We start from the raw sequence: 24,102 nt of genomic DNA, 5'->3' as shown, positions 1-24,102 counted from the left end.
TTTTATTAGCTACTTGTCGTTGGTGATGCACAGCTGCAATCTACTAATTGCCGTAGCATTTTAATTACCTAAACAGCAAAAATTGTAACAAGCTCTCCATGCTAAAAGCCAGTTAATACATATCTACTTACGTTTTACAGGCAAAAAAAGAGAGGCTGTTAGCCTCTCTTAGTAAACAATCATTAAAACCAATTAGTAACTTGCTGTAACGCTTACACCACTATAAGTACTGTAGGCTCTAAGCATAATATGAAAAGTACCGCCACTACCTGAGTTTATGGTACACGTTTCATTATTACCATTGAGATAAGGTCGGCAATCATAACTCGCTGTAGTGGGTTTACTCCCCGCTCTTACATACAAGTCCGCATCACCACTGCCGCCTGACATAGACACTGTAAGGGTTTTATTGGCAGGCACATCTATCTTATAGAAATCCTGCGAAGAGGTAGACGCAGTTAGATTAGTCTTCGCCACCCCATTTTCTAAACAGTCACTAGTCGAGCATGTTCCACTGCCGGTGGTATAACTTGCGGTCAATGTTGCATCGCTATAGCTCGAATAGCCTCTTACCATCACATACCATTTGCCTGCGGTAGGTGAAGAGAAGCTGCACGATTCGTTGTTACCGTTTTTGTATGGTCGACATTGGTAGCTAGATTGCGTTGGCGCACTGCCTTGCTGTACATAGATATCCGCATCACCGCTACCGCCCGCAAGGTTAACCGAGAAGTTACTTGCGCCTGCAGGAACATCTATAAAGTACATTGTTTCAGAGCCTGTCTGTCCGCTAACCGTGACAGCGGTATTATTGCTAAGTTCTGTTTCATCAACCGGGCAGTTACTACCACAACCACCGCCATCACCGTTAAGACTAAACAACAATTGATTAGGAGAACCCGCTTTAGCGTCTGATACTTTATTGCTCGATGACTGAGATATTAATTTTGACTCAACTTGAGTGGGAGAAGAATTTGGCGTTTCATCCAGATAGAGTGCTGCAACCCCTGCAACATGAGGCGCTGCCATCGATGTACCGCTGATAGTATTCGTTGCACTATTAGAAGTGTACCAAGCTGAAGTAATGCTAGAACCCGGTGCATAAATATCTAGACATGAGCCGTAATTAGAAAAACTCGAACGACTATCGCTGCTAGTGGTTGACCCAACAGTAAGTGCATCACTCGCTCTGGCCGGTGAATAGTTACAGGCATTGCTATTGTCGTTACCGGCCGCCACTACAAAGGTAATCCCTGCTGCTACTGCAGCATTTACCGCATCATCAGTCGCTTGTGAAGCGCCGCCACCTAAGCTCATATTGGCGACAGACGGCCCGCTGGCATTGTTCTTTACCCAGTTAATACCGGCTATCACACCGGAATTAGAACCTGAACCAGAACAGCCCAATACGCGAACGCCAACAATATTAACGTTTTTAGCCACACCATAAGTCGCGCCGCCAATGGTGCCCGCAACGTGAGTACCATGGCCGTTACAGTCAGTTGAATTGCTGTCATTGTCTATAAAGTCGTAACCACTGGTAGAGCGACCGCCAAATTCGCTGTGACTGTTGAGTACGCCAGTATCAATAACGTATGCGGTTACGCCGCTACCATCAAAGTCATAGTGGTAATTGTTATCCAATGGCAAGTCACGTTGATCAACTCTATCTAAGCCCCATGTAGGGCTAACCTGGTCGGCATTGGTTGCCGCTAAAGGTGAAATCGACATAAGTTGGTCTTGTTCAATGTACTTTACACTGCTGTCTTGCTGTAAAGCCTTGAGCTGATGTTTGTCAGCTTTGACTAAAACACCATTAAGGGTATTACCGAAAGTTCGTTTAACAGTAACATCATATTTATTAGATAGCGCTTTAGATTGTTGCACTGCAAAATCAGCGATAGCTGCGTTATTATTAATGTTAAGTACACTGGGTGTATTGAAAACAACGATATAATTATCTTCAATTGCATTTTCACTTGGTGCAGGTATGAATTCAGCCTGATATTCCGCTGCGCTCAAACCAAACTGACTTAAACTTGCTGCGACCGCAAGTGCTGTTAATTGCTTTTTATACATGTTAACTCCATTTATTATATTATTAGTTTTGCCTCAGGGCTGAATTAACTTAGTACAAATACAATTAATAAAAAATTAGACTGGTTCGATCTAATAATCTCCATAGATACGTTTTGTAACATATGATTTACAAATAGGTTTAAATAGACGTAAAAAAGACCGAGAATCGCTCATTTAGAGGAATCATCTTAAAAGGATTGCTTTTCATGCTGCATATGTCGGTAATTGCTAGAATGCTGCATAATAACAGTGAATACCGCCAAGACTGTAAGAGGTAATGACCAAAGATTTAAAGTTTGATAGCTTACATTGATAATACTTTAGTACCGATAAAATTGACAGTTTATCATCAATAAGTGTTATTTGTTAATGTAAGCGCTATCAGGTGTAATAAAACAATTTGCTTTAACAAGATTGAATGGTTGCCAATATTAACTTTCAATCAAACCGACTTAGAATATAAGGCTACTTTAACTGGTTTTCCGTCAAATGGTCCTTGCTCTTGTTGATAGCTATCAAAGTCCATACCTAGTTTGGCCATTATATTAATAGACCCCAGATTATCAGGCTCAGCGATTGCACTGATAGTGGTTATATCTTGCATGCAACATAATTTATTTAGGGTGTGTTTAGCCGCTTGAGTCGCTATTCCTTTGCCCCAACATGACTCTTTAAATCGCCAGCCAATTTCTAAATTATTAAAATTCGGCTTTGGGCCAAAAAAGTGCATGGGCCTTATTAATATCCAGCCAATAAAACTGTCTCTTTGTTTTTCTAACTTTGTAAATACGCCCCATAACCCCCACCCTTTATCTGCATTACGATATGCATTTAACCTTGGTAGCATCAACTGAGTGATATCATCCATAGTAGAAGTACGTCCACCGGTAATATAGCGCATCACATTGGGGTTACTGTCTAAGTCATACATCAGCAAAGCATCACTGTCATCAAGCAGTCGATAATGCAACGTCTGTTTGTTGATTGTTGGCATAGGTTCCCCTTTAGAGCCAAAGTATTCGCCGAGCCTATGTGCAATAAAGTCGATAAAATGACAAAAACTGGCGACAAAATCGACGTATTATGCCCAGATTAAGGATTTATTAAAATAGCGCTTACATCCTTAAAGTGACTTGGTTAAGATAGTTGCCGGTTGCAGATATATTTATCACATCTGCAGTTTTTCTAGCAGATGATTTAGCATAATAAGATAAGAATAAGGGTGCACTGCGCCTAATCAGTACGGTATTTTCATGTCATTAAAGTCAATAATATCAATAGTTGGTCTAACGTTAGCTGCTGTACCTCAGTTTTCCGAGGCAACTACCTACACAGGTATCAGTGATCGATTCAAAACCGAATTTCATAAACAGCTAAAAGCCAATAATGTTCCTGGTGGGGCTTTTGTTATTGTTAAAGACGATAAGATCATCAAACTGAGTACCTACGGCAAGCGCAAAATAGGCGGTGATCTTAATGTTAACGCTGACACGGTTTTTAGATTAGCGTCCGTATCTAAAACATTTGCGGGTACCCTAGCAACTATGCTGGTACAAGAAGGTAAGTTTTCCTGGGAAGAGCCGGTCAATAAGTATGTACCTGACTTTACACTCGCCGGACCCACTGCAGGCAAAGACATTAACTTAGGCCATGTCATTGGTCAAAGTACCGGCTTAATGCCCAATAGTTACGACAACATCATTAATGCCAATGGTAAGTTGGAAAAGATAATCCCCAAGTTTTCTAAATTAACCCCAATGTGTACGCCCGGAAAGTGCTATAGCTACCAAAATATTGCTTTTTCACTTATCCAAGAGCCTATTGAAGAGACAACGGGTAAATCCTATGAAACATTAATCAATGAGCGCATCTTTACGCCATTAAAAATGACCAGTGCCTCTTTAGGAATCGATAACTTTCTTACCACCAAAAATCGCGCTGAACCTCATGTCAAAACCAAATCAGGGTTTAGGCAAGTAACCGTAAAGCCAAACTACTATCAGTTGGCACCTGCAGCAGGTGTTAACGCCAGCATCAGCGATATCTCTAAATGGCTTATGGCAAACATGGGTAATAGACCTGATGTACTTAGCCCAATACTTCTGTCTGATATTACGGAACCTGGGGTTCGTACCCGAAAAGAATTACGTCGTAGAGATTGGCGAGAACATCTAGATAACGCTCATTATGGCAAAGGCTGGCGCGTGTATGACTTCAATGGTAAAGAGCTTATTTATCACGCTGGTTGGGTCGCCGGATACGTCGCTGAAGTGGCTTACTCACCAGAGCTCAATGTGGGTATGGCTATACTGCTCAATGGGGAGTCGCGGGTTATTGCGGAACTCGGTTCCCAGTTTTGGTCAGACGTATTTGAGCAATATGAGAAGAGTCATAAAGGGTGATAGTAAAACATCACCTATATAATTTTGTTTGATTTTTAACGACAGCGTGCTTTGCAAGCTTTAAATTGCTCACCATAATATTGTGTATTACCATATTCGCGATAAGTGTTTTGGCAATCATAAAGCCAAGCCGTATCAATCGCGTTAGCAAAGTTGGACAATCCCACGCTGATGCCGAATGCAAGCGCGACTAAGTGCGCTTTTTTCATTTTTAAAGTTCCTTTATACTTGTTGCGCTTGCCGTCCCCCATCAACTTAGCTTAAACCGCTGTATGAACAAAATACGAAAGCGTTAAAAGAATGAAAGGGTACTAAATGGGTATACCCTTTCAACAGAGGGATAAGCTTAAAGGTAAAGTTCATCAAGGCAGGTAATGTACTAAGCAAACTGGTGAAGTTTGCTTAGTAGACGATGGTGAAACAATGTCTGTTTCAAAATGCATTGCGTGGGTGCAGATCAAAAAGATCACTTTCATCACAAAATATTGTTTCGCTTGTTAACTACTTGCCCTACTGTTCCTTAGTTGCTAATTGCTCTTGGTAAGCAAGTGATGCTAACGTAGCATATTGACTGCCTTACAAGTTTTAACAATTACAATAAGGAAACCACTAAGATGGTTAAGCCAACACTAACGCTGCGCAAGTTGATGCAGCTCACCTCAATAATGACCTTTTCTACTGTTTTTATAAGCCCACAAATCTCAGCTGCAGAAGCGCAACATAAGATACTTATTGCAGACGCCTATGTAGATGTTAAAGCGGGCAAGGTAATAGACGATGTCGCGGTATATATCGAAGGTAATATCATTACTAAGATAGAGAGTTATAAAGATAAACCTGTAACTGACCATGCTGAAGTTATCGATTTGTCTGGCAAAACATTAATCCCCGGTGTGATGGATATGCATGTGCATTTGACTGGAGATGCTGAGGATAACTTTCTAGCCTCAAGAGAGTATTCATTACCTAGACAAACCGTTAAAGCTGTAAAGAACGCCAACAAAACCTTAATGGCTGGGTTTACCACAGTAAGAAACCTTGGCGCGTCAGGTTATGCTGTTATTGGTGTACGAGATGGAATTAATGCTGGTGAGATAGCCGGGCCACGAATATGGGCAACTGGCCATTCTATTAGTATTACCGGCGGTCATTGTGATGACAATTTTTCAGCACCTGAAAAAGCCCAGAAAGCAAAAGGTGTAGCAGACGGCCCTTGGGCTGTGCGGGCAAAAGTGAGAGAAAATATTAAATATGGCGCCAATGCCATTAAAGTATGTGCAACAGGTGGTGTGTTTTCTAAGGGCACGAAAGTTGGCGTACAACAGTTAACCTACGAAGAGATTAAATCTGCCGTAGATGAAGCGCATATGCGTGGCTTAACGGTTGCTTCCCATGCCCATGGTACTAATGGCATAAAAGCGTCTATTAAAGCGGGGGTAGATAGCATAGAACATTGCAGTTTTATGGATGATGAAGCCATCAATATGGCGCTCAAAGCTGGCACCTACTTGTCATGTGATATCTATAATACCGAGTACACATTGGCTTTTGGTGCAGCTAATGGCGTACCAGAAGAGAATATTAATAAAGAGAAGTTAGTTTCCAAAGCACAGCGAGAAAGTTTTCGGTTAGCGGTCAATGCAGGCGCCAATATGGTATTTGGATCAGACGCTGCTATTTACCCTCACGGTGATAACGGTAAACAGTTCTCAAGAATGGTTAAGTTTGGAATGACTCCGATGCAGGCGCTGCAATCAGCTACAATCAACAGTGCGGCACTATTGCAACAGGACAATCTAGGTCAAATCAAAGCCGGTTTTCTCGCAGATATCATAGCTGTCGATGGCAACCCTATCTCCAATATTGCTTTACTAGAAAGTGTCAGCTTTGTAATGAAAGACGGCAAAGTCTATAAAAATCAGTAATGGTTACACAATTTCGTCCTTTAACCACTTAACTCAAACAGCCTGGTTAGCATTAATTTGCTAACTAGGTTTGTAGGGTAGTAACTAAGTTTCTACCATTTTCAATATTCAATTAAGCCCCAACTAAGCCTCTCTTGTGATAATAACCACTACTAAACAGTATGTCTTCAGTCGGAGTGTCAGTGGGTTATGAAGCAAAACATTTTGTTAATCGTGGTGGCAACAGTTTTAGCATTTACCGTCACGACTTATATGCTGATCCCGCTTACTAAGCTGTTATTTAATATCTCCATTATTTTGATTCCTACAGCGATTATTGCTGTTGGAAGCTATTTAGCTTTAAAACAAATCTTTCAACGAGGTAAGTAATGAATAGTATTATTGTTATTGGAACAATTATCGTGTGTGCCGTTGTATTGGTAATGGCGACACCAAAAAAGTAATAGCGTTACATGGCTAATGAATGTTAGATATCATTGAGTTTCTGGCTCAGGATATCTAACACTTGATTAAAATCTTCCAATTGCTTCGAGCTTAGTCCTTGCAGTAATGCCTGTTGCCATTCTATGGCTAGCGGCATAATGGTTTGTACCAGCCTTTCTCCTTCTATCGTTAATGATAGCAACGCCGAACGTTTATCGGCCGGATCTCGATGTTTTATCAAATAAGCTTTGTTCACAAGCGATTGTACCGCCCTAGACGCGGTAGACTTGTCTAAAGATGCTGCTTGAGTGATCTGTTTACCACTGACATAACTACTTGTGCGGGCTGCCATATCGGCCACATGCACCAATATTCGCCACTCCGGCACCGATAAGCCTAATTGTTGTTGATATTGCTTAGCGAGGCTATCACTTATCTGATGGCTTAATTTTGCTAGTTTATAAGGCAGAAACTCTGCCAAAGACAGTTGGATGTTTGCAGCGCTAAGCGGTGGGAGATTGTTATCCATAAATTGTCTATTCTCGTTGTTTACTTAAGCGCATCGAAAGCATTCGTTGTCTGCAAAGGCGTTTGTAAAGTTTAGCTGCCACTGTGGGCGTATATCTTGCCAGCCGCTAGGGCCTATTTCCTGTTGCTTTTGTCGGCTCTGACTTGAATCTATTCTCACGTGAGAGTAGTTTTAAAGCATAACACAAACAATTAGCACTGTAACGGCATAAGAGGATGAGGCAATGGCAGGCAATATCGAATACATGACAGGCTTTGGCAATGAGTTTGAAACCGAAGCACTGCCTGGAGCACTACCAATTGGTCAGTTTAGTCCGCAAAAGGTCAAATACGATTTATATGCTGAACAATTTAATGTTACCGCCTTTACAGCCCCAAGAGCGGATAATCGTCGTAACTGGTTCTATCGAATCCGTCCATCTGTGGTACAGGGAGAATATCAGCAAATAGATAATGGTTTACTTCGCAGCGCGCCAATTACTGAAGCGACCCCACCGCCTACCATGTTGCGTTGGGATCCTGTTCCCTTACCTACTGAAAATACAGATTTTGTTGATGGGCTAGTGACGATGGCTGCTAATGGTAGCGTAACTGGGCAAGCCGGGATTGGTATCCATATTTACGCCGCTAATCGCTCTATGACAGATCGCTATTTTTGTAATGCCGATGGCGAGCTGTTATTCGTCCCAGAATTGGGCGAGCTCATTCTTCACACCGAATGCGGTAAACTGTCACTATCAAAAGGCGAAATAGCGGTAATTCCAAGAGGAATTAAGTTTTCAGTTGAACTATTAAGCGAACATGCACGTGGCTATATTTGTGAAAATTATGGTCACCCCTACGTTTTAGCTGAACGTGGACCCGTTGGCGCTAATGGTTATGCTAATGATAGAGACTTCCAATACCCAGTTGCGGCTTTTGAAGACCGTGAGGGTTACTTTGAACTGGTAACAAAATTTGCTGGTAATCTATTTCGTTGTGATTTGAACCACTCACCGTTGGATGTTGTGGCTTGGACAGGAAACAGCGCACCTTACAAGTATGACCTTTCCCGTTTTAATGTGATGAATACCGTCAGTTTCGATCATCCTGATCCATCGATATTCACCGTTTTAACCTCGCCGTCTGGTACACCAGGTGTAGCAAATATCGATTTTGTTATTTTTCCGCCGCGATGGATGGTTGCAGAGAACACCTTCAGACCGCCCTACTATCATAGAAATATGATGAGTGAGTTTATGGGACTCATTGAAGGTGTATATGACGCGAAGGAGCATGGATTTGTGCCAGGAGGTGCTAGTTTACACAATTGCATGTCACCTCATGGTCCTGAAGCCGATGTATTTGATAAAGCCTCTAATGCTGAGTTGGCCCCACAGCGATATGAAAACACCCTCGCCTTTATGTTTGAGTCTCGTTATATTATCGAGCCTACTCACTATGCGCTTAATGGTGAAACCCGCCAGCCTAATTACAGCGACTGTTGGCAAGGAATACGTAAACTGTTTAAGGCTTAATAGAAAGGTCTAAAACGACAAAAGGGGCTGATAGCCCCTTTGGGTCACGCTTACCGTCTTAAATTTCGACATTAAGTTGAAGCTGTTAGGCTAAGCCACGAGCCGATAACGGTAATCTCGCCAGGTTTGGCAAAACTCCCAACGATTCTCTTTACAGACTTTACTGACTTGATAGCGATTGAATGCGGCTATTTCTAGTTTGCCTGCTGCCTCGGACTTATTGGACAGACGATGATCTAGCTTATCGCTATTAATTGATACGGACACGCTATGGGTTAGTATCACCAGACCTATCACATAAGACCATCTGTTAAATGGACGCTTAAAAGCATGCTTGAGTGGTTTTAGTATCACGCTCATCGCTCCTCAGCATCACTAGTTATGCAAATTAAATGGCTGTTCTATTCAATATAACCACTACTGCAGTATTTTGCCAACTTATTGTCTAGTCCTATTCTGGTAAATTGATCACTGAACCTAGGCACCGAGCGCTACAACAAGCCATGTAAATTTTATATCAATCCTCACGGGAGCTACCGATTCTAAAGAGATTGTCACGATGTGGTTGGTGTGTCTACAGCTGGGCGCTAACGACAAATTGCTGCTCTAACTCATCTAATATCGATGTGTCGTGAGTACTCTTACGGCTGCGGCTAAATAGAGACGATTGAATAAATAAGTCAAACCAAGCACTAAGGGCCTGTAGATTGTTAATCTCTCCTGCTGCCCCCAGTGCTAAGCTGGCCACTTCAGCGGTCCCGAGCTGAAAGTCGCGACTGCCTTTACGTAACCCATAGGTTGCCACGGATTCTGGCGTAAATGAAAGCATAGGAAGCTGATGAAGATAAGGCGATTTACGAAACATTTTAATTGCCTCGCGCCAACTTCCATCAAGTAAAACAAACAGCGGCCTTTTATCTGAATCAGCATGGGGCTGAATTTCAGTTACGACCTGTTGGCTTTTCTCGGCATATTCACTGGGAAATATCAGATAGGGTTGGTATTGCGGATCGCTAAGCAATTGCAGCACTTTACGATTCACATGGGTTCGGGACCAAATATAGGCATGGGTATCTTCGATTAAGTCTGCGATTAAGCGGCCTGAGTTACTGGGTTTAAGCACTTCATCGTCGTACATAATCAGTAAAAAACTGACCTTTGAATCAAGCACCTTTCTAGCGTGACAGGTACAGAACTTTTGCGCCAATAGACAAAGCTCACAACGCACTAAGTTCTTACCCCGCGCCATGTAAGGGCGACTAGATATGGCTTTTCGATATTGGTACAAACGATGCACAGCGTGTTGCGGCAGCGACATAGAGATTCCGATTGATAAGAACGTTAGATGGCGGTGTGTTGTTAAGTATACGATGCTTGAATCGATAAGGTGGCAAAGGATTCCCTTTACCACCTTATTAAATTGCAACTATAGGATCCTCCGGAGCAAGAAATCGGCTTTTAAACGCCGGATTCGGGTCATGATTTTACGAACTGGTGCCGGATAGTTGGTTAACGTCTCTATCTGACTATAATGGTACAAACGTTCAGTATGCTCGAGTATATGTTGCTGCTCTTGCTCAAAACTGTCTTTCCAGGCACCGCATTCATCTTGCAATAATAGGCCGTTTTCTAAATCTAGTGCCCACGCGCGAGGGTTGAGATTACTCCCGGTGATTAGATGCTGCTTGCTGTCAGCACTAATCCCTTTTAAATGATAGCTATTTCGGCCATGTTTCCACAAATGTATATTAAGCTGGCCACTTTCAATTGCCCATTGCTGCCTTTTAGCAAATTTACGTAACGATTGCTCATACATATAAGGCAAAGCACCAATAGTAGAAAACTCTTCTTCTGGTGGAATATAAAAGTCATTCGAGGTTTTATCGCCTACCACAATATCAATGCGCTTACCGTCTCGTAAATGCTTAGCGAGTGCTCTTGCTAAAATGTAAGGCGGATTAAAATAAGGAGTGCAAATAAATAAGTGTTGACGTGATTGCGATACCATATCAACCACTAACTTATTGAGTTTGTTCTTCTTACGCCCAAGACCCACAATGGGCGTGACACGGTTACCAATACTGGTTGATTCGAATTTGTATTGCGCTTTACCTAAACGTAGCTTTAAGCTGCGAACATCATTTTTCTCTGGTAACGTTTCACAGTCTTTATCTTGTGATAAAGAGCAAACGGCAATATCGTCAACCAAATAGGTTTTGATCATCTGCCGCATACTTCTAGCAAGCTCAGCCGATTCAATGACATGATAACGATCAAAACGATATTTTTCATTTTGATGCAGATAGATGTCGTTAATGCTGGCACCGCTATAGATCACTGTGTCATCAATCACAAAACCTTTTAAGTGCAACACGCCCATAAATTCGCGAGACTTAACCGGTACACCTAAAATATCGATAGGGTTCTCGGTCTCTGCATTCGCTTTACGGTACATTAAGTAGTTGCCACTATCGCCTTTATGACCGATCAGGCCGCGTCTAGCACGATGAAAATCTACCAGTACTTTTACGTCTAACTGCGGATTACGGTTTTTGGCATCGATGAGGGCCTTTAAAACTTCTCTACCCGCTTCATCATCTTCTAAATAAAGTGCCGCAATATAAATAGAATGCTTTGCTGCATTGATTTGCGAGATCAACTCTGACTTAAGCTTTTCTGGGGTGTGTAACCAGCGTAAAGCGTCAGGTGATAATGCTATTCCACCAAGCTTATCCAGCAAGGTATCCTCCTTTAAAAATGGGTCCCATTACGATAGTAGCCGCGTGGTTCAAGTGCGGTAAACAAAATGGCAATATGAGTAGCCTGGCTGTAGACAGTCAATAATTGTTTGCGAATCGTTCGCTCTACTTCGTCTTGGATTTCGGGTGCTTTTGGAAACCACAGGACTTCGACCTGTACGACTGATATGTCAATATTCCCGCCACGGTAACTGATACTTGGCACCCAATCTAACGTAAAAGCGTCAGGTTTTATCTGGGTAACACTGGCTAAATCTTTTAATAAGGTCTGACTTAGCTGAGCGACTATATGTTCTGGTAGCCCTCTCATCCGTATGTGTGGCATAGCAATCCCGTGCTTTCTTTATAAGGCTTAAGAAACTACCGATTTAACGGCGATTGGGCAAGGTTTTTCTGTTAAATTGGTTAACAGTGCCCATCAATTTGACTTAATTGTAACCAATTGAACAAGAGCGAATAATTTTGTTTGAAAATTCTAACATCCTCACGTTAACCGCAGGCTATACCTGTTAGATTAGCAATATAGAAACTTAGATACTTGCCTTACCCTAATGAATATAAAACTGCTACTTACTCTTGCTGGTACCCTGCTCGCGGCTTGGTTAATTTTTCACTTTAAAGCTGAACTTGGATTATTGGTGTTACCACTATTTTTTGGCTTAGTGACCTTTGTGACCATCAAACTATATCGCCTTATGGAAAAGGATGAACCAAGCGATCCTCAATAAAAGCCTATTTACTCAGGTATAGGGTTTGAACTTAATCGCTAGGCTCGACATAATGCTTGGCATCATACCGTCATAATTACTATCCATGCTAAAACGGCTAACAACATTAGCAATACTTTGGGGCGCCTCACAGAGTGCGCTGGCCGCAGATTACATGGCTAATGTGCTAAAGGTTATTCAACCGCCCCATTCACAAATCGCCATAACAGCAACAGACTTGGCTAGCGGCAAGCTAATTTTTGAACAGAACGCCGATACGCTGATGTTACCTGCCAGTACTCAAAAATTGTTAACCGCAGTCACTGCAAGTTATCTATTAGGCCCGGATTTTAGTTTCCAAACTCAGCTTAAAGCGGCAAGCCCAATCGTTCACGGGCATTTACAGGGCGATCTGTTCATAGAGTTCAATGGCGATCCGACCCTATCCAGTGATGAGATCCGCAGTTTACTATTACAACTTAAACAACATGGCGTTGAACATGTTGATGGCGCAGTTTATCTTGTCGGCAATAACAGTAGCCAAACCCAAGCAAACGGTTGGGTGTGGGACGACCTTGGGATCTGTTATGCGGCGCCTGTCTCTGACTTTGTAATAAACCAAAACTGTATCAAGGCACAGTTAAAGCCCAAGCTGGCCAGTAAGCAAAGCAGAGTCGTGTACCCTAACTATCTACCAGCAGTGATTACAACGTCCGCTACATTTGATAAAACCCGCGACAAAACATTTTGCCATTTAGATCTAAAACGCTTGCCTGAGAATCATTATCACATCAGTGGTTGTCATGCGGACAACAAAACATTACCCCTAGCGATTGCAGTATCTGATCCCGGACTGTACGCGCAAAAAACCTTATCTAGCCTACTGAGCCACAGTCAAATTTCAGTGGCTAAAGGTGTTTACGTAATAGAGCGCTCGCCAGCTGATCTGTTCCTGATTGCTGAACATCGCTCGCAAAAATTAACCGCACTACTCAAAACAATGCTGGAAGATTCTGATAACCTCATTGCTGACAGTCTGTTTAAGCAACTTGGACAACGTTTTTATCAACGTCAAGGAAATTTCAATAATGGCGCCCAAGCGATGGCATCGGCTTTAACCGATCTTGGTGTCGACATTAAACACGCGCAAATCGCGGATGGTTCAGGCTTGTCACGTTACAACCTAATAACGGCTAATCAACTAGCGCAAGTTTTAACGCTGATCCATACAGAGCCAAAATTCAAATACTTACGTGAGCTTTTACCGATATCGGGTAAGAGTGGTACGTTGAGATATAAATCGCTGTACACCCAAGCTCCCCTAGCTGGTGCTGTTGCCGCCAAAACGGGCTCAATGCAAGGGGTGGATAATTTGGCAGGTTTTATTCATACAAAGCGCTTCGCTGATACGCTGTTTGTCATACTAGAAAATGGTTTAAGTCCTAATGAGAAAGAACAACAGTTAGCCCCTTTCAATGCGTTGTTTTTGCAAAGTTTGCTCGATAGAAGCCAACCGCCTAGCAATCAATAGGACAAAAAAAGCCACAGCACTTTATGCTGTGGCTTTTCATTAAAACCAATGCCTATCAGAATAAATCTTGGTCGACCTGCATAATCGCCCTATCACCAGCATCCACTTGAGCAAGATGATAGTCTACTTTAGGCAGTAATTTATCCATATAGAACTTGGCGACCGCCAACTTGATATCGGCAAATTGTTGGTCTTCGTGGCCTACGGCTCTGTCGGCTAATAACACACTGTAATAGCCATAGATGAGGTAGCCAAATGCATCGAGGAAATCCACAGCACAGGCATTGATCAGTGCCGGAGCGCTTAATTTGTTGGCGTTGATATATTTAGCTGTTGAAAGTAAGGCATCAAAACGCTGACTGAGTGCCAATTTGTCTTTATCGCTAACTGATTGTAATTGCGCCAATGTCGATAGACACTCTTCACTAAATTCAGTCAAAGCTACTAGGTTATCGCCAGTGGTTTTACGGCCCAAAAAGTCAATCGCTTGAATGCCATTGGTGCCTTCGTAAATTTGCGCAATACGTGTATCACGGACCAATTGCTCAATACCTGTTTCACGAATATAGCCATGGCCACCAAACACTTGCTGCGCCATGATTGCCGCATCTAATCCTCGGTCACTCAAAAAGGCTTTTGCCACCGGGGTCAGTAGGCCTACGTAGCGAGCAGCTTTGGCTTTTACCTCACCTTCTCCATGCTTAGCTAAGTCCAGTTGTTTACCGGTAAACACTGACAAAGCTCGCCCAGCATCAGTTAGCGCGCGAATGGTTAATAGCATACGGCGAACATCACCATGGACGATAATCGGATCGCTCGTTGCGCCAGTGGGAGAGCCGCCGGCTGCAATACCTTGTACCCGCTCTTTGGCATAATCGGCAGCCATTTGATACGCTGCTTGCGAGGTGCCTAAACCTTGAATGCCAATTGCTAAGCGTTCGTAATTCATCATAGTGAACATACACACTAAGCCGCGGTTAGGCTTACCGACCAAATAGCCTTCGGCTGCGTCAAAGTTCATCACACAGGTTGCAGAACCTTTGAGGCCCATTTTGTGCTCAATTGAGCCCACAGTCACGCCATTGGCTGCGCCGATACTACCATTGTCATCGACTTTATATTTAGGCACTAAGAACAGGCTAATACCGTTGGTATCCGGCAGTTTTGCTAACACCAGATGGATAACGTTTTCGGTTAAATCATGATCGCCACCAGTAATAAATATCTTGCTACCTGTGATATGGTAACTACCATTGTCGTTAGGCGTGGCTTTAGTGCGGATATTACGTAAATCGGAACCCGCTTGAGGCTCTGTCATATCCATAGCACCGGCCCATTGGCCACTGTACAAATTGGGCAAGTATTTTTCTTTTAACTCTGCTGTCGCGTGGGCATTGATCGCCAGTGCAGCACCAGCGGTGAGTGAGCCATACAAGGTAAAGGCGTTACATGCACTATAAGCCATTTCATCTACAAGTACGCCAAGCATTTTAGGCATACCCATACCGCCATACTCAGGATCGCCACATAGACCAACCCAACCCCCTTCAGCATACTGGTCATAGGCTTGTTTATAGCCATCGGGTGTGATCACCTTAGCATCTTCAAAGCGCACACCTTGCTCATCCCCTTCTCTATTTATAGGATGAATTAGCTCTCGGCTGATTTTGTCAGCTTCTTCCAAAATAGCACTTGCAGTATCAAGGTCGACGGCTTCAGCTAAAGCTGGCGTTTGCGCCCAAGTGGCTGGTGCGTCAAACACCTTTTCTAATAAAAAGCGCATTTCAGTCAGTGGAGCTTGGTATGGGTTCATTCGACTCTCTCAAACATGGGATTAAAACAGTTGTTTTAATTTAACGTACTCTAAGGTTAAAGCAAACCTTTTTTTAACCTATCCACCGTTAATCTGTGATGCTAATCGGTAAAGCCTAAGCAAAAAAAAGCCCCAAGCTTGCGCTTAGGGCTATATGGCGGTAACCATTACCACATTAAGTCATCTGGGATAACATAATCTGCATAAGGGTCGTCCTCTTCCACCTGAGTCGTATTGTCGGTTGCCTGCCAAAGATAGCCACACCAATCTGGTACTAACAAGTTAACCCTTTCTGCTAACTTATGCGGCACTAGGTAACTAGTATCATCATGACGAACAATACCTAACTGGCCGTTAAGCAACTGGTTCTGCAATTTATCATCAACATAAACCGCAAAAATTTTATTATTTAACGTGTAGTTAAACTTTATCTCCGCAGACTGCGGTGGCTTAATTGCTAAGCGAGTAAACTCAGTGACTAAACCACGCACTAACCCTTTTTCGTTAGCTTGATTAAAACGTTCGGTATTAAGCGCTTTATCTTTTTCTGCTTGCAGACGTTTCTTCTCTGCGATCTCAGCTTTTAATGCGTCACTGCCGTCATCAACTTTTGCTTTTCTGTCTCTACGCTTTTGCGTTTTAGCCTTTTGCACTTTTTGCTTACTGACAAGGCCTGCTTTGAGCAGTTGTTCTTGAAATGGGTTAGCCATTTTACATCTCGCTATTATTTACTTTTTAAAACCGGTTACTGTTGCTGTGCCAACCTGCCTAGCTCAGCCATTGCCATACTGGCACCGCCCAATGACCAACCACCATCCACTGGAATAACCGTGCCAGTGACATAACTAGCCATTGGCGATGCCAAAAATAACGCTACGTTGGCGATATCTTGGCAAGCGCCATTGCGTTGCAAAGGTACACTCTGTGCGACCCGCTGTTGCAAAGCTTCACTCGGTGCTAGGCGATTAAATCCTTCTGTATCGGCAATTGGGCCTGGGACAATGGAATTAACTCTAATTCCTTCAGCGCCCCACTCCAGTGCTAAGCTCTTAGTCAGCATATCCACGCCGGCTTTTGCTGCACTGACATGACTTTGCATTGGCATGGCAATATACGCTTGCGGTGCACTAATCTGAATAATGACCCCGGGCCGAGTAAGATATTGATGAGCTTGCTTCATCACATGGAAACTGCCCAGTAAGTCGATATCAACAACGGATTTAAAACCATTTTCAGAGAGCTTCGCCGCAGTTGCAGGAAAGTTACCTGCTGCACCGCTAACTAATACATCGATATTTTTAAACTGTTCAACAATCGTAGTAAAACCTTGGGCTACCGCATTAACGTCGCGAACATCGAAACTCACTCCTAAGTGAACACCACTTTGGTTAACACTGTTAAGCGCGCTGACTGCTGCATCGACTTTATCTTGGCTACGACTTGCTACCGCCACATTGGCACCTTGTGCTGCAAAGGACTTAGCTATTTGTAAATTGATGCCGCTTGTACCACCAATTACAACAACGTTCTTGCCTTGGTAATCAAACATAGTTACTCCGACCGTATTTCAGTTAAGCGTCCAACCTAAAAGGTTTGACTGATTAGTCAACTTATTTTATCGATTGGTAGATAGCGGTTAGCGCTTCTAAAGGTTTGTCTGCTTTGGTTATTGGTCGGCCAATTACTAAGTAATCTGATCCTGCGCTTAGCGCTTTGGCTGGGGTCATCACGCGGTGTTGGTCACCTTGTTCTGCCCCTACTGGTCGAATGCCTGGCGTGACTAATTTAAAATCTTGTCCAAATTGCTGCTTAAGCATTTGAGCCTCTTGCGCTGAGCAGACGATGCCATCCAAACCAGCCTGCTGAGTTAACCCAGCTAATCGCTTAACGTGGTCGGCAGCACTAACATCAATACCGAGCAGCGCTAAGTCTTGATCGCTCATAGATGTCAGCACAGTCACGGCAATGAGCATCGGCGCATCATCGCCATAGCTTTGTAGCGCTTTACTGGCCGCTTCCATCATTGCCAAGCCGCCGCTTGCATGGACGTTGGTCATCCATACGCCAAGTTCGGCCGCTGCGCTTACCGCTTTAGCGACGGTGTTAGGGATATCATGAAACTTTAGATCAAGAAACAGATCAAAATCTCGACTGTGAATATCTTTGACTAATTGCGGACCAAATAAAGTAAACATCTCTTTGCCGATTTTCAATCGACACATACTTGGGTCAAGCTGGTCGATAAGCTGCAAAGCGGTATCTTTGTTGTCATAATCTAAAGCGACAATGATAGGTTTATTACTCATTATGTTCTCCAATTGCTTTGCGTTGTTATCGTTACTCACCATCTAAGCCGCGCAGGCGCTTAATACTGCCCCAATTTTTACAAGACGGACAGTGCCAATAGAGTCGATGGGATGGGAAGCCACACTCTATACAGCGGTAACCTGGGCGGAACTTAATCTGTTGTTCAACAAGCTTTTCTAACATGGTCAAACTCTCTTTTGCTTGACCATCTTCCGCTTGTTGCAGATGCATTTTCATCAAATGCTGGAAACTTTTCATGGTTGGGTGACGGTATAATCCATCTAACACCAATTGTTCGGCTTCTTTTATTTCACCTAGCTCAATCATGTGTTGCGCCAGAGTAATAGCCACACTTGCCCCGCCCCCTTGGGATAGCGCTTGACGCAGCAAGTCTTCATAGCCTTGGTTATCTCCCAACGCCTTAAAGGTTTGTTTGGCAATATTGAGCGCTTCAGGGAAAAACGCGATATCTGCATCAATAATCCGCTGCAAACATTCATTTGCTTTGGCATACTCTTTGGCATCTAAATAACACTGGGCAGCAGCAATTAATGCCCGGCAACATTGATTATCGAACTTTAACGCCCGTTGAAACAGTGCTAAAGATTCCGACTTATCGGATTGTTCTGCTGCTAATTCACAGCAAAGATGCGCACTAAGGTGTTTTAGCGTCTGCTGGCGCTTACGCTTAAGCTTTTTAATAATGCCAAGTGCTTTTTGCCACTCTTTTGTGACTTGATAGATAGCGATAAGCTGATCTTCTGCTTCCTCGCTGTGATCGTCTTGCTCAACTAGATTGATAAATATTTCTTCGGCGCGGTCATAAAAACCCGCTGCAAGATAGTCTTTACCTAACTCCATCATCGCAATGTCGCGTTGCTCTGTAGTTAAACTTGGGCGGGCAATGAGGTTTTGATGAATGCGGATCGAGCGGTCGACTTCTCCGCGTTTACGAAATAGTGAGCCTAAAGAGAGATGGGTATCGATGGTATCGTCATCGACATCTAACATCGAAATAAATAGATCAACTGCTTTGTCAGATTCATTAGAAAGCAGAAAGTTAAGGCCAGTAAAATAATCACGGCTCATCTGCTTGCGCTGAGTTTTTTGCTTATGGCGAACGCTACGCCGCCCCATATACCAACCGTAGCCAGCTGCGATGGGCAAAAGCAAAAATAAAATCTCTAACATTAAGCGTTAGCGTCCTTGGCAACCGAAACCGCGGTTTCGACAGGCGGTTGTTTACCTTGAAGTAATTGATTTTCTTTTTTTAACGCCCTAACCGTGAGGCGCATACGAGTAATATGGTAGATAGCAAATAGCCAGCTTACTAAAAATCCAGCGAGAAAAACCACGGCTAACACGACAGGAAGACGATACTCGCCTTGAGCGACAAAGTAACTGATGGTTACCACTTGTTCATTACGCGCACCGAATATCAGTGCTAATACAAAAAACAGCGCGACTAATATGGTTACAATAAAAGACTTCACCTTGTTCTCCATTTACTCGGTCATAGACGCCAATTATCTAAGAATTTCACCTAACTAGCCAGCGTTACCTAAAAGATAGGCACAAAAAAGCCTCCAGTTGGAGGCTTTTAAAACAAACTCATTTACGAGTTGACGAGATCAACGCGTTCGCGCAGTTCCTTGCCAGGCTTAAAGTGCGGTACATACTTGCCATCCAATTCAACTGAAGTGCCAGTTTTAGGATTACGACCAGTACGCGGTGCACGATAATGAAGAGAAAAGCTACCAAAGCCACGGATCTCAATGCGATCACCGCCTTCTAATGTTTGAGCCATTTGCTCCAACATCTCTTTAATTGCACTTTCTACTTCTTTTGCCGACAGCTGCGACTGCCTAGTGGCAAGTTTTTCGATCAGTTCGGATTTTGTCATCCTATACCCTCTATTATCAAGCCAAACACAGTCACCTAACAGGGGTGCAAGCACCCCCGAACTTCAGGCGATTTACTTACGAGCTGCTTTGAACGCTTCAGCCATGGCATTGCTCATTGCAACGTCATCTTGCTTGTTCAAGTTAGCCATCGCTTCCTTCTCATCAGCTTCATCTTTCGCACGGATAGATAGGCTGATAGTACGGTTCTTGCGATCAACGCCCATGAACTTAGATTCAACAGCGTCACCTACTGAGTATACAGTAGAAGCGTCTTCGATGCGCTCACGTGAGATATCAGCAACACGTAGATAACCTTCTACGGTTTCTGCTAGCTCAATAGTTACACCTTTAGCATCAACTGCAGTAACAGTACCGTTTACGATAGCACCTTTCTTCTTATCTGCAAGGTATGCATTGAAAGGATCGTCTTCAGTTTGCTTAACACCTAGGCTGATACGCTCACGCTCAGGGTCTACTGAAAGTACTACTGCAGAGATTTCGTCGCCTTTCTTGTATTCAGCAACAGCTTCTTCGCCAGTACCGTTCCAAGAAATGTCTGAAAGGTGAACTAGACCGTCGATGCCGCCGTCAAGACCGATGAAGATACCGAAGTCAGTGATTGACTTGATCTTACCAGAAACCTTGTCGCCTTTTTGGAAGCGCTCTGCGAAGTCATCCCATGGGTTAACTTTACATTGCTTAAGACCTAGAGAGATACGACGACGTTCTTCGTCGATATCTAGTACAAGAACTTCTACTTCGTCACCTAGGTTAACAACCTTAGATGGGTGGATGTTCTTGTTAGTCCAATCCATTTCAGAAACGTGAACAAGACCTTCAACGCCTTCTTCGATTTCAACGAAACAACCGTAGTCAGTTAGGTTAGTTACGCGACCAGTTAACTTAGTGTTTTCTGGGTAGCGCTTGCTGATTTCTAACCATGGATCTTCGCCAAGTTGCTTAAGACCTAGTGATACACGAGTGCGCTCACGGTCATACTTAAGTACTTTAACGTTGATTTCGTCACCAACATTAACGATTTCTGATGGGTGCTTAACGCGCTTCCAAGCCATATCAGTGATATGTAGAAGACCGTCAACGCCACCTAGGTCTACGAATGCACCGTAGTCAGTAAGGTTCTTAACGATACCTTTAACTGATTGACCTTCTTGTAGGTTTTCAAGAAGAGCATCACGCTCTGCACTGCTTTCAGATTCGATAACAGCACGACGAGAAACAACAACGTTGTTACGCTTCTGGTCTAGCTTGATAACCTTGAATTCTAGTTCTTTGTTTTCTAGGTGAGCAGTATCGCGAACTGGGCGAACGTCAACTAGAGAACCTGGTAGGAATGCACGGATGCCGTTTAATTCAACGGTGAAACCGCCTTTAACCTTACCATTGATGATACCGATTACAGTCTCAGCATCTTCGTAAGCTTTTTCTAGAACGATCCAAGCTTCGTGACGCTTAGCTTTCTCACGAGAAAGTTGAGTCTCACCGAAACCATCTTCAACAGAGTCAAGCGCAACGTCAACTTCGTCGCCAACAGCGATTTCAAGTACGCCTTGAGCGTTTTTGAACTGTTCAGCTGGGATTGGGCTTTCAGACTTAAGGCCAGCGTCAACAAGTACAGTACCGTTTTCGATGCGTACTACTACGCCGCGAACGATAGAACCTGGACGGAACTCAAGTTGTTGAAGGGATTGTTCAAATAGATCAGCAAAAGATTCAGTCATGTTTAATTTACTTTAAGTAATAAACCACGGTCTATCCTAGACGTGGAGTCAGTATAGTTATCCGCATCATCCTTGTTGCGAATGGCAAAAAACCTCACACATTTATGCAAGGTTTGATAATTTATCTTCAATGTGACTCAAGCATTGGTGCAATACATCATCGATACTCACACCCGTGGTATCAATAACTAATGCATCCTCTGCTGGGACTAAAGGTGCAACCGGGCGATTCATATCGCGGTCATCTCGCTCTTTAATCTCGGTCAAAAGACGGTCGATATTAACATCGAAGCCCTTGTCCTGCAACTGATTATAGCGTCTTTGCGCCCTTTCTTCAGCAGAAGCTGTCAAATATAATTTGGCCGGTGTATTCGGGAAGACCACTGTGCCCATATCTCGCCCATCTGCGATCAGGCCAGGTGCTTCGTTAAACGCGCGTTGGCGACGTAATAACGCTTCTCTTACTCGAGGAAAAGCGGCCACTTTTGACGCCGCATTAGAGCACTCTTGGCTACGTATCGCTTTCGATACATCTTCACCCTCTAGGACAACTTTAATGCCATTATCTTTGTTGGTAATGAATTGCACGTCTAAGTGCGCGGCCAGTAAGGCTAAAGATTCTTCATTTTCAACGCTGACATTGTGGTGTAAAGCGGCTAGCGCCAATACTCGATAAATTGCACCACTATCAAGAAGCTTCCATCCTAAACGGTCCGCCAAAAGCTGACTAATGGTACCTTTCCCAGCACCGCTAGGGCCGTCGATTGTGACAATAGGAGCCCGTTGTGACATATGATTCTCCAAAATAAAATCCATCATCCCTAAAAGATTCGTTAATAAGTCTACGAAAAAATAAGCGCGCGCATTATATACCAATTCACAGTATAAAGCGGTAAAAACTTACTCTTGAAAACAAATTGATTCAGGAAACAAACAGGAACTAGCGCCAGCTATTGGCTGGCGCTAGTGATACATCTAGGATTTTACTCTGCTAAGCTAGCAAATTGAGTGAAATAGTCTGGAAAAGTCTTAGAGGTGCAATCAGGATCGTTAATGGTTATGCCACAATCTGCGAACGCCATCATTGAAAAACACATCGCCATCCGGTGATCGTTATAGGTATCAATGGCCGCAGTATGCGGCACACTCGGTGGCGTAATGCTGATGTAATCATGTCCTTCATCGACGGTAGCGCCCACTTTGCGAAGCTCCGTTGCCATCGCTGCCAGTCGATCGGTTTCTTTAATACGCCAGTTATAGATATTGCGCATGGTCGTCGTGCCTTTGGCAAACATAGCCGCCGTGGCAATGGTCATGGCCGCATCTGGAATATGATTCATATCTAAATCGATAGCGTTCAACTCCCCTTTTTTGGCAATAATATAGTCATCGCCCCAGGTGATCTGTGCGCCCATTTTTTCTAACACATCGGCAAATTTAACATCGCCTTGAATACTCTTAAGCCCAACACCGGTGACTTTAACTTCGCCACCTTGAATGGCGCCCGCTGCTAAGAAATAGGATGCTGAAGATGCATCACCTTCTACTAATACGGAACCTGGGGATTGATACTGTTGATTTGCCGGTATTTCAAAGCGTTTGTAATCTTGATTAATGACCTTGACTCCGAAACGTTCCATTAACGCTAGGGTAATATCAATATAAGGTTTAGAGACAAGCTCGCCAGTAATATTGATATTAACTTGGCCTTTAGCTAGCGGTGTGACCATCAATAAAGCGGTAAGAAATTGGCTGGATAGATCACCGGCAATATCGACATCACCACCATTAATCCCTGTGGCATTAATGGTTAAAGGCGGAAAACCGTCATTTTTTAAATAAGTAATATCAGCGCCTAAGGTTCTCAGTGCATCGACTAAATCGCCAATGGGGCGCTCTTCCATACGAGGTTCACCGGTTAACGTAAACTCTCCCGCTCCCAGTGCTAATGCCGCACACAACGGACGCATAGCGGTGCCAGCGTTACCCAAAAACAAGGTTTGCGCTTCTGTCGTGGTGAGTGGTCGCCCTAACCCTTCAAGCTCACATACAGTATTATTCTCAGACAGACTAAATTTAACCCCAAGTTGTTTGAGCGAGGCTAACATGTAGCGAATATCATCTGAGTCTAATAAATTAGTCAGTGTTGTTGTGCCACTGGCGAGTGTTGCCAGTAGTAGTGCACGATTTGAAATGCTTTTAGAGCCTGGGATATTAATGGTGCCCTGAACGTGTTTGATTGGTTCTAGTCGTAATTGCTTCATTGATCACTTCTTTGATTTATGGCGAACCCGAGCTCGCAGTTTTTAGATTACCATCACGACAAAATGGTGGGCTGTTCAAATACTGACTAATCAAGCATTGAACCTCGTGGTTATTAAATTACTGATTGAGCCGCAGGATTCAACCATTTTTTGCAAAATAGGCCTGCTTTTGTGTGTTTTTATTTCACTCTAATCCGAAAACTG

24 protein-coding genes are annotated in these 24,102 nt (G+C 43.4%); 6 read left to right on the top strand and 18 right to left on the bottom strand.

The features are described 5' to 3' along the window. Window positions 1-192: 192 nt before the first annotated feature. Window positions 193-2,079, bottom strand: a complete 1,887-nt coding sequence (locus L865_RS0104990; RefSeq protein ID WP_028772220.1) for a S8 family serine peptidase — start codon at window positions 2,077-2,079, stop codon at window positions 193-195. Window positions 2,080-2,521: 442 nt separating this feature from the next. Next, complete coding sequence (locus tag L865_RS0104985; protein ID WP_028772219.1) at window positions 2,522-3,073, bottom strand: GNAT family N-acetyltransferase; 552 nt, start codon at window positions 3,071-3,073, stop codon at window positions 2,522-2,524. Between the two features lie 259 nt (window positions 3,074-3,332). On the opposite strand from L865_RS0104985, the gene L865_RS0104980 reads away from it, so the two are divergent. After that, a complete protein-coding gene (locus tag L865_RS0104980; RefSeq protein WP_028772218.1) occupies window positions 3,333-4,481 on the top strand; it encodes a serine hydrolase domain-containing protein in 1,149 nt (382 codons plus the stop codon). A 35-nt stretch (window positions 4,482-4,516) separates the two neighbouring features. Here L865_RS0104980 and L865_RS25410 read toward each other — a convergent pair whose 3' ends face one another. Then, on the bottom strand, window positions 4,517-4,690 hold the full coding sequence (locus L865_RS25410) for a hypothetical protein (RefSeq protein ID WP_157577455.1): 174 nt from the start codon (window positions 4,688-4,690) through the stop codon (window positions 4,517-4,519). Between the two features lie 405 nt (window positions 4,691-5,095). Between L865_RS25410 and L865_RS0104970 the strand changes: the two genes are divergently transcribed. Together L865_RS0104970 and L865_RS0104965 are read left to right on the top strand one after the other, a co-directional pair. Next, window positions 5,096-6,406, top strand: coding sequence for a Xaa-Pro dipeptidase (locus tag L865_RS0104970; RefSeq protein ID WP_028772217.1), 1,311 nt, complete (start codon window positions 5,096-5,098; stop codon window positions 6,404-6,406). Between the two features lie 189 nt (window positions 6,407-6,595). Next, the gene (locus tag L865_RS0104965) at window positions 6,596-6,775 is read left to right on the top strand and encodes a hypothetical protein (RefSeq protein ID WP_028772216.1); all 180 of its coding nucleotides are present in this window, start codon (window positions 6,596-6,598) and stop codon (window positions 6,773-6,775) included. Window positions 6,776-6,872: 97 nt separating this feature from the next. Here L865_RS0104965 and L865_RS0104960 read toward each other — a convergent pair whose 3' ends face one another. Further along, window positions 6,873-7,358, bottom strand: coding sequence for a MarR family winged helix-turn-helix transcriptional regulator (locus L865_RS0104960; RefSeq protein ID WP_051484451.1), 486 nt, complete (start codon window positions 7,356-7,358; stop codon window positions 6,873-6,875). Between the two features lie 223 nt (window positions 7,359-7,581). Here L865_RS0104960 and hmgA point away from each other — a divergent pair, with 223 nt between their 5' ends. Beyond that, a complete protein-coding gene (gene hmgA / locus L865_RS0104955) occupies window positions 7,582-8,874 on the top strand; it encodes a homogentisate 1,2-dioxygenase (RefSeq protein ID WP_028772214.1) in 1,293 nt (430 codons plus the stop codon). A 90-nt stretch (window positions 8,875-8,964) separates the two neighbouring features. Here hmgA and L865_RS0104950 read toward each other — a convergent pair whose 3' ends face one another. The 4 genes from L865_RS0104950 to L865_RS0104935 all read right to left on the bottom strand — a co-directional run bounded on the left by L865_RS0104950 (window position 8,965) and on the right by L865_RS0104935 (window position 11,958). Further along, window positions 8,965-9,228, bottom strand: a complete 264-nt coding sequence (locus L865_RS0104950) for a hypothetical protein (RefSeq protein WP_157577453.1) — start codon at window positions 9,226-9,228, stop codon at window positions 8,965-8,967. 220 nt (window positions 9,229-9,448) lie between these two features. Then, window positions 9,449-10,192, bottom strand: coding sequence for a tRNA-uridine aminocarboxypropyltransferase (locus tag L865_RS0104945; protein WP_028772212.1), 744 nt, complete (start codon window positions 10,190-10,192; stop codon window positions 9,449-9,451). 108 nt (window positions 10,193-10,300) lie between these two features. Continuing rightward, window positions 10,301-11,614 carry a CDP-diacylglycerol--serine O-phosphatidyltransferase gene (gene pssA, locus L865_RS0104940; RefSeq protein ID WP_028772211.1) on the bottom strand — a complete coding sequence of 438 codons (1,314 nt, stop codon included), beginning with the start codon at window positions 11,612-11,614 and terminating at the stop codon, window positions 10,301-10,303. Between the two features lie 11 nt (window positions 11,615-11,625). Continuing rightward, window positions 11,626-11,958, bottom strand: coding sequence for a DUF1904 domain-containing protein (locus L865_RS0104935; RefSeq protein ID WP_028772210.1), 333 nt, complete (start codon window positions 11,956-11,958; stop codon window positions 11,626-11,628). A 226-nt stretch (window positions 11,959-12,184) separates the two neighbouring features. Between L865_RS0104935 and L865_RS25710 the strand changes: the two genes are divergently transcribed. Both L865_RS25710 and dacB read left to right on the top strand, forming a co-directional pair. Next, the gene (locus tag L865_RS25710) at window positions 12,185-12,361 is read left to right on the top strand and encodes a hypothetical protein (RefSeq protein ID WP_169732690.1); all 177 of its coding nucleotides are present in this window, start codon (window positions 12,185-12,187) and stop codon (window positions 12,359-12,361) included. Window positions 12,362-12,515: 154 nt separating this feature from the next. Next, window positions 12,516-13,871, top strand: a complete 1,356-nt coding sequence (dacB, locus tag L865_RS0104925; RefSeq protein ID WP_245608395.1) for a D-alanyl-D-alanine carboxypeptidase/D-alanyl-D-alanine endopeptidase — start codon at window positions 12,516-12,518, stop codon at window positions 13,869-13,871. A 55-nt stretch (window positions 13,872-13,926) separates the two neighbouring features. Here the strand turns inward: dacB and L865_RS0104920 are convergent, their stop codons facing one another. From L865_RS0104920 to aroA, 10 genes are all read right to left on the bottom strand, one after another. Beyond that, window positions 13,927-15,684: an acyl-CoA dehydrogenase gene (locus L865_RS0104920; RefSeq protein ID WP_028772208.1), complete on the bottom strand. Its 1,758-nt coding sequence runs from the start codon at window positions 15,682-15,684 to the stop codon at window positions 13,927-13,929. A 167-nt stretch (window positions 15,685-15,851) separates the two neighbouring features. Further along, complete coding sequence (locus tag L865_RS0104915) at window positions 15,852-16,394, bottom strand: DUF2058 domain-containing protein (RefSeq protein WP_028772207.1); 543 nt, start codon at window positions 16,392-16,394, stop codon at window positions 15,852-15,854. Window positions 16,395-16,429: 35 nt separating this feature from the next. Beyond that, complete coding sequence (locus L865_RS0104910) at window positions 16,430-17,233, bottom strand: SDR family oxidoreductase (RefSeq protein ID WP_028772206.1); 804 nt, start codon at window positions 17,231-17,233, stop codon at window positions 16,430-16,432. Between the two features lie 61 nt (window positions 17,234-17,294). Next, a complete protein-coding gene (gene pyrF, locus L865_RS0104905; protein ID WP_028772205.1) occupies window positions 17,295-17,990 on the bottom strand; it encodes an orotidine-5'-phosphate decarboxylase in 696 nt (231 codons plus the stop codon). Between the two features lie 31 nt (window positions 17,991-18,021). Next, the gene (lapB, locus tag L865_RS0104900) at window positions 18,022-19,182 is read right to left on the bottom strand and encodes a lipopolysaccharide assembly protein LapB (protein WP_028772204.1); all 1,161 of its coding nucleotides are present in this window, start codon (window positions 19,180-19,182) and stop codon (window positions 18,022-18,024) included. Beyond that, entirely contained in the window at window positions 19,182-19,484 is a 303-nt protein-coding gene (locus tag L865_RS0104895; protein WP_028772203.1) for a LapA family protein, read from the bottom strand. The genes lapB and L865_RS0104895 overlap by 1 nt, the downstream gene beginning before the upstream one ends. A gap of 122 nt (window positions 19,485-19,606) precedes the next feature. Continuing rightward, on the bottom strand, window positions 19,607-19,894 hold the full coding sequence (gene ihfB, locus L865_RS0104890) for an integration host factor subunit beta (protein WP_028772202.1): 288 nt from the start codon (window positions 19,892-19,894) through the stop codon (window positions 19,607-19,609). Between the two features lie 72 nt (window positions 19,895-19,966). Further along, the gene (gene rpsA / locus L865_RS0104885) at window positions 19,967-21,634 is read right to left on the bottom strand and encodes a 30S ribosomal protein S1 (protein WP_028772201.1); all 1,668 of its coding nucleotides are present in this window, start codon (window positions 21,632-21,634) and stop codon (window positions 19,967-19,969) included. Between the two features lie 102 nt (window positions 21,635-21,736). Further along, the gene (gene cmk / locus L865_RS0104880) at window positions 21,737-22,426 is read right to left on the bottom strand and encodes a (d)CMP kinase (RefSeq protein WP_028772200.1); all 690 of its coding nucleotides are present in this window, start codon (window positions 22,424-22,426) and stop codon (window positions 21,737-21,739) included. Between the two features lie 191 nt (window positions 22,427-22,617). Beyond that, complete coding sequence (gene aroA / locus L865_RS0104875) at window positions 22,618-23,898, bottom strand: 3-phosphoshikimate 1-carboxyvinyltransferase (RefSeq protein ID WP_028772199.1); 1,281 nt, start codon at window positions 23,896-23,898, stop codon at window positions 22,618-22,620. Window positions 23,899-24,102 lie beyond the last annotated feature (204 nt).

Source organism: Shewanella waksmanii ATCC BAA-643 (genome assembly GCF_000518805.1).
In the GTDB taxonomy this organism is placed as follows: Bacteria; Pseudomonadota; Gammaproteobacteria; order Enterobacterales; family Shewanellaceae; genus Shewanella; species Shewanella waksmanii.
The sequence above is the reverse complement of the archived record's forward strand: the minus strand, read 5'-3'. Positions and strand labels throughout refer to the sequence as shown.

Bases quoted from the DNA above. Each gene is read 5' to 3' on its own strand.
- L865_RS0104960 (WP_051484451.1), bottom strand. From the start codon at position 7,358: ATGGATAACAATCTCCCACCGCTTAGCGCTGCAAACATCCAACTGTCT.
- cmk (WP_028772200.1), bottom strand. From the start codon at position 22,426: ATGTCACAACGGGCTCCTATTGTCACAATCGACGGCCCTAGCGGTGCT.
- ihfB (WP_028772202.1), bottom strand. From the start codon at position 19,894: ATGACAAAATCCGAACTGATCGAAAAACTTGCCACTAGGCAGTCGCAG.
- L865_RS0104910 (WP_028772206.1), bottom strand. From the start codon at position 17,233: ATGTTTGATTACCAAGGCAAGAACGTTGTTGTAATTGGTGGTACAAGC.
- aroA (WP_028772199.1), bottom strand. From the start codon at position 23,898: ATGAAGCAATTACGACTAGAACCAATCAAACACGTTCAGGGCACCATT.
- L865_RS0104985 (WP_028772219.1), bottom strand. From the start codon at position 3,073: ATGCCAACAATCAACAAACAGACGTTGCATTATCGACTGCTTGATGAC.
- L865_RS0104945 (WP_028772212.1), bottom strand. From the start codon at position 10,192: ATGTCGCTGCCGCAACACGCTGTGCATCGTTTGTACCAATATCGAAAA.
- L865_RS0104980 (WP_028772218.1), top strand. From the start codon at position 3,333: ATGTCATTAAAGTCAATAATATCAATAGTTGGTCTAACGTTAGCTGCT.
- L865_RS0104915 (WP_028772207.1), bottom strand. From the start codon at position 16,394: ATGGCTAACCCATTTCAAGAACAACTGCTCAAAGCAGGCCTTGTCAGT.
- L865_RS25710 (WP_169732690.1), top strand. From the start codon at position 12,185: ATGAATATAAAACTGCTACTTACTCTTGCTGGTACCCTGCTCGCGGCT.
- L865_RS0104935 (WP_028772210.1), bottom strand. From the start codon at position 11,958: ATGCCACACATACGGATGAGAGGGCTACCAGAACATATAGTCGCTCAG.
- hmgA (WP_028772214.1), top strand. From the start codon at position 7,582: ATGGCAGGCAATATCGAATACATGACAGGCTTTGGCAATGAGTTTGAA.
- L865_RS0104920 (WP_028772208.1), bottom strand. From the start codon at position 15,684: ATGAACCCATACCAAGCTCCACTGACTGAAATGCGCTTTTTATTAGAA.
- L865_RS0104970 (WP_028772217.1), top strand. From the start codon at position 5,096: ATGGTTAAGCCAACACTAACGCTGCGCAAGTTGATGCAGCTCACCTCA.
- L865_RS25410 (WP_157577455.1), bottom strand. From the start codon at position 4,690: ATGAAAAAAGCGCACTTAGTCGCGCTTGCATTCGGCATCAGCGTGGGA.
- lapB (WP_028772204.1), bottom strand. From the start codon at position 19,182: ATGTTAGAGATTTTATTTTTGCTTTTGCCCATCGCAGCTGGCTACGGT.
- rpsA (WP_028772201.1), bottom strand. From the start codon at position 21,634: ATGACTGAATCTTTTGCTGATCTATTTGAACAATCCCTTCAACAACTT.
- L865_RS0104990 (WP_028772220.1), bottom strand. From the start codon at position 2,079: ATGTATAAAAAGCAATTAACAGCACTTGCGGTCGCAGCAAGTTTAAGT.
- pyrF (WP_028772205.1), bottom strand. From the start codon at position 17,990: ATGAGTAATAAACCTATCATTGTCGCTTTAGATTATGACAACAAAGAT.
- dacB (WP_245608395.1), top strand. From the start codon at position 12,516: ATGGCTAATGTGCTAAAGGTTATTCAACCGCCCCATTCACAAATCGCC.
- L865_RS0104965 (WP_028772216.1), top strand. From the start codon at position 6,596: ATGAAGCAAAACATTTTGTTAATCGTGGTGGCAACAGTTTTAGCATTT.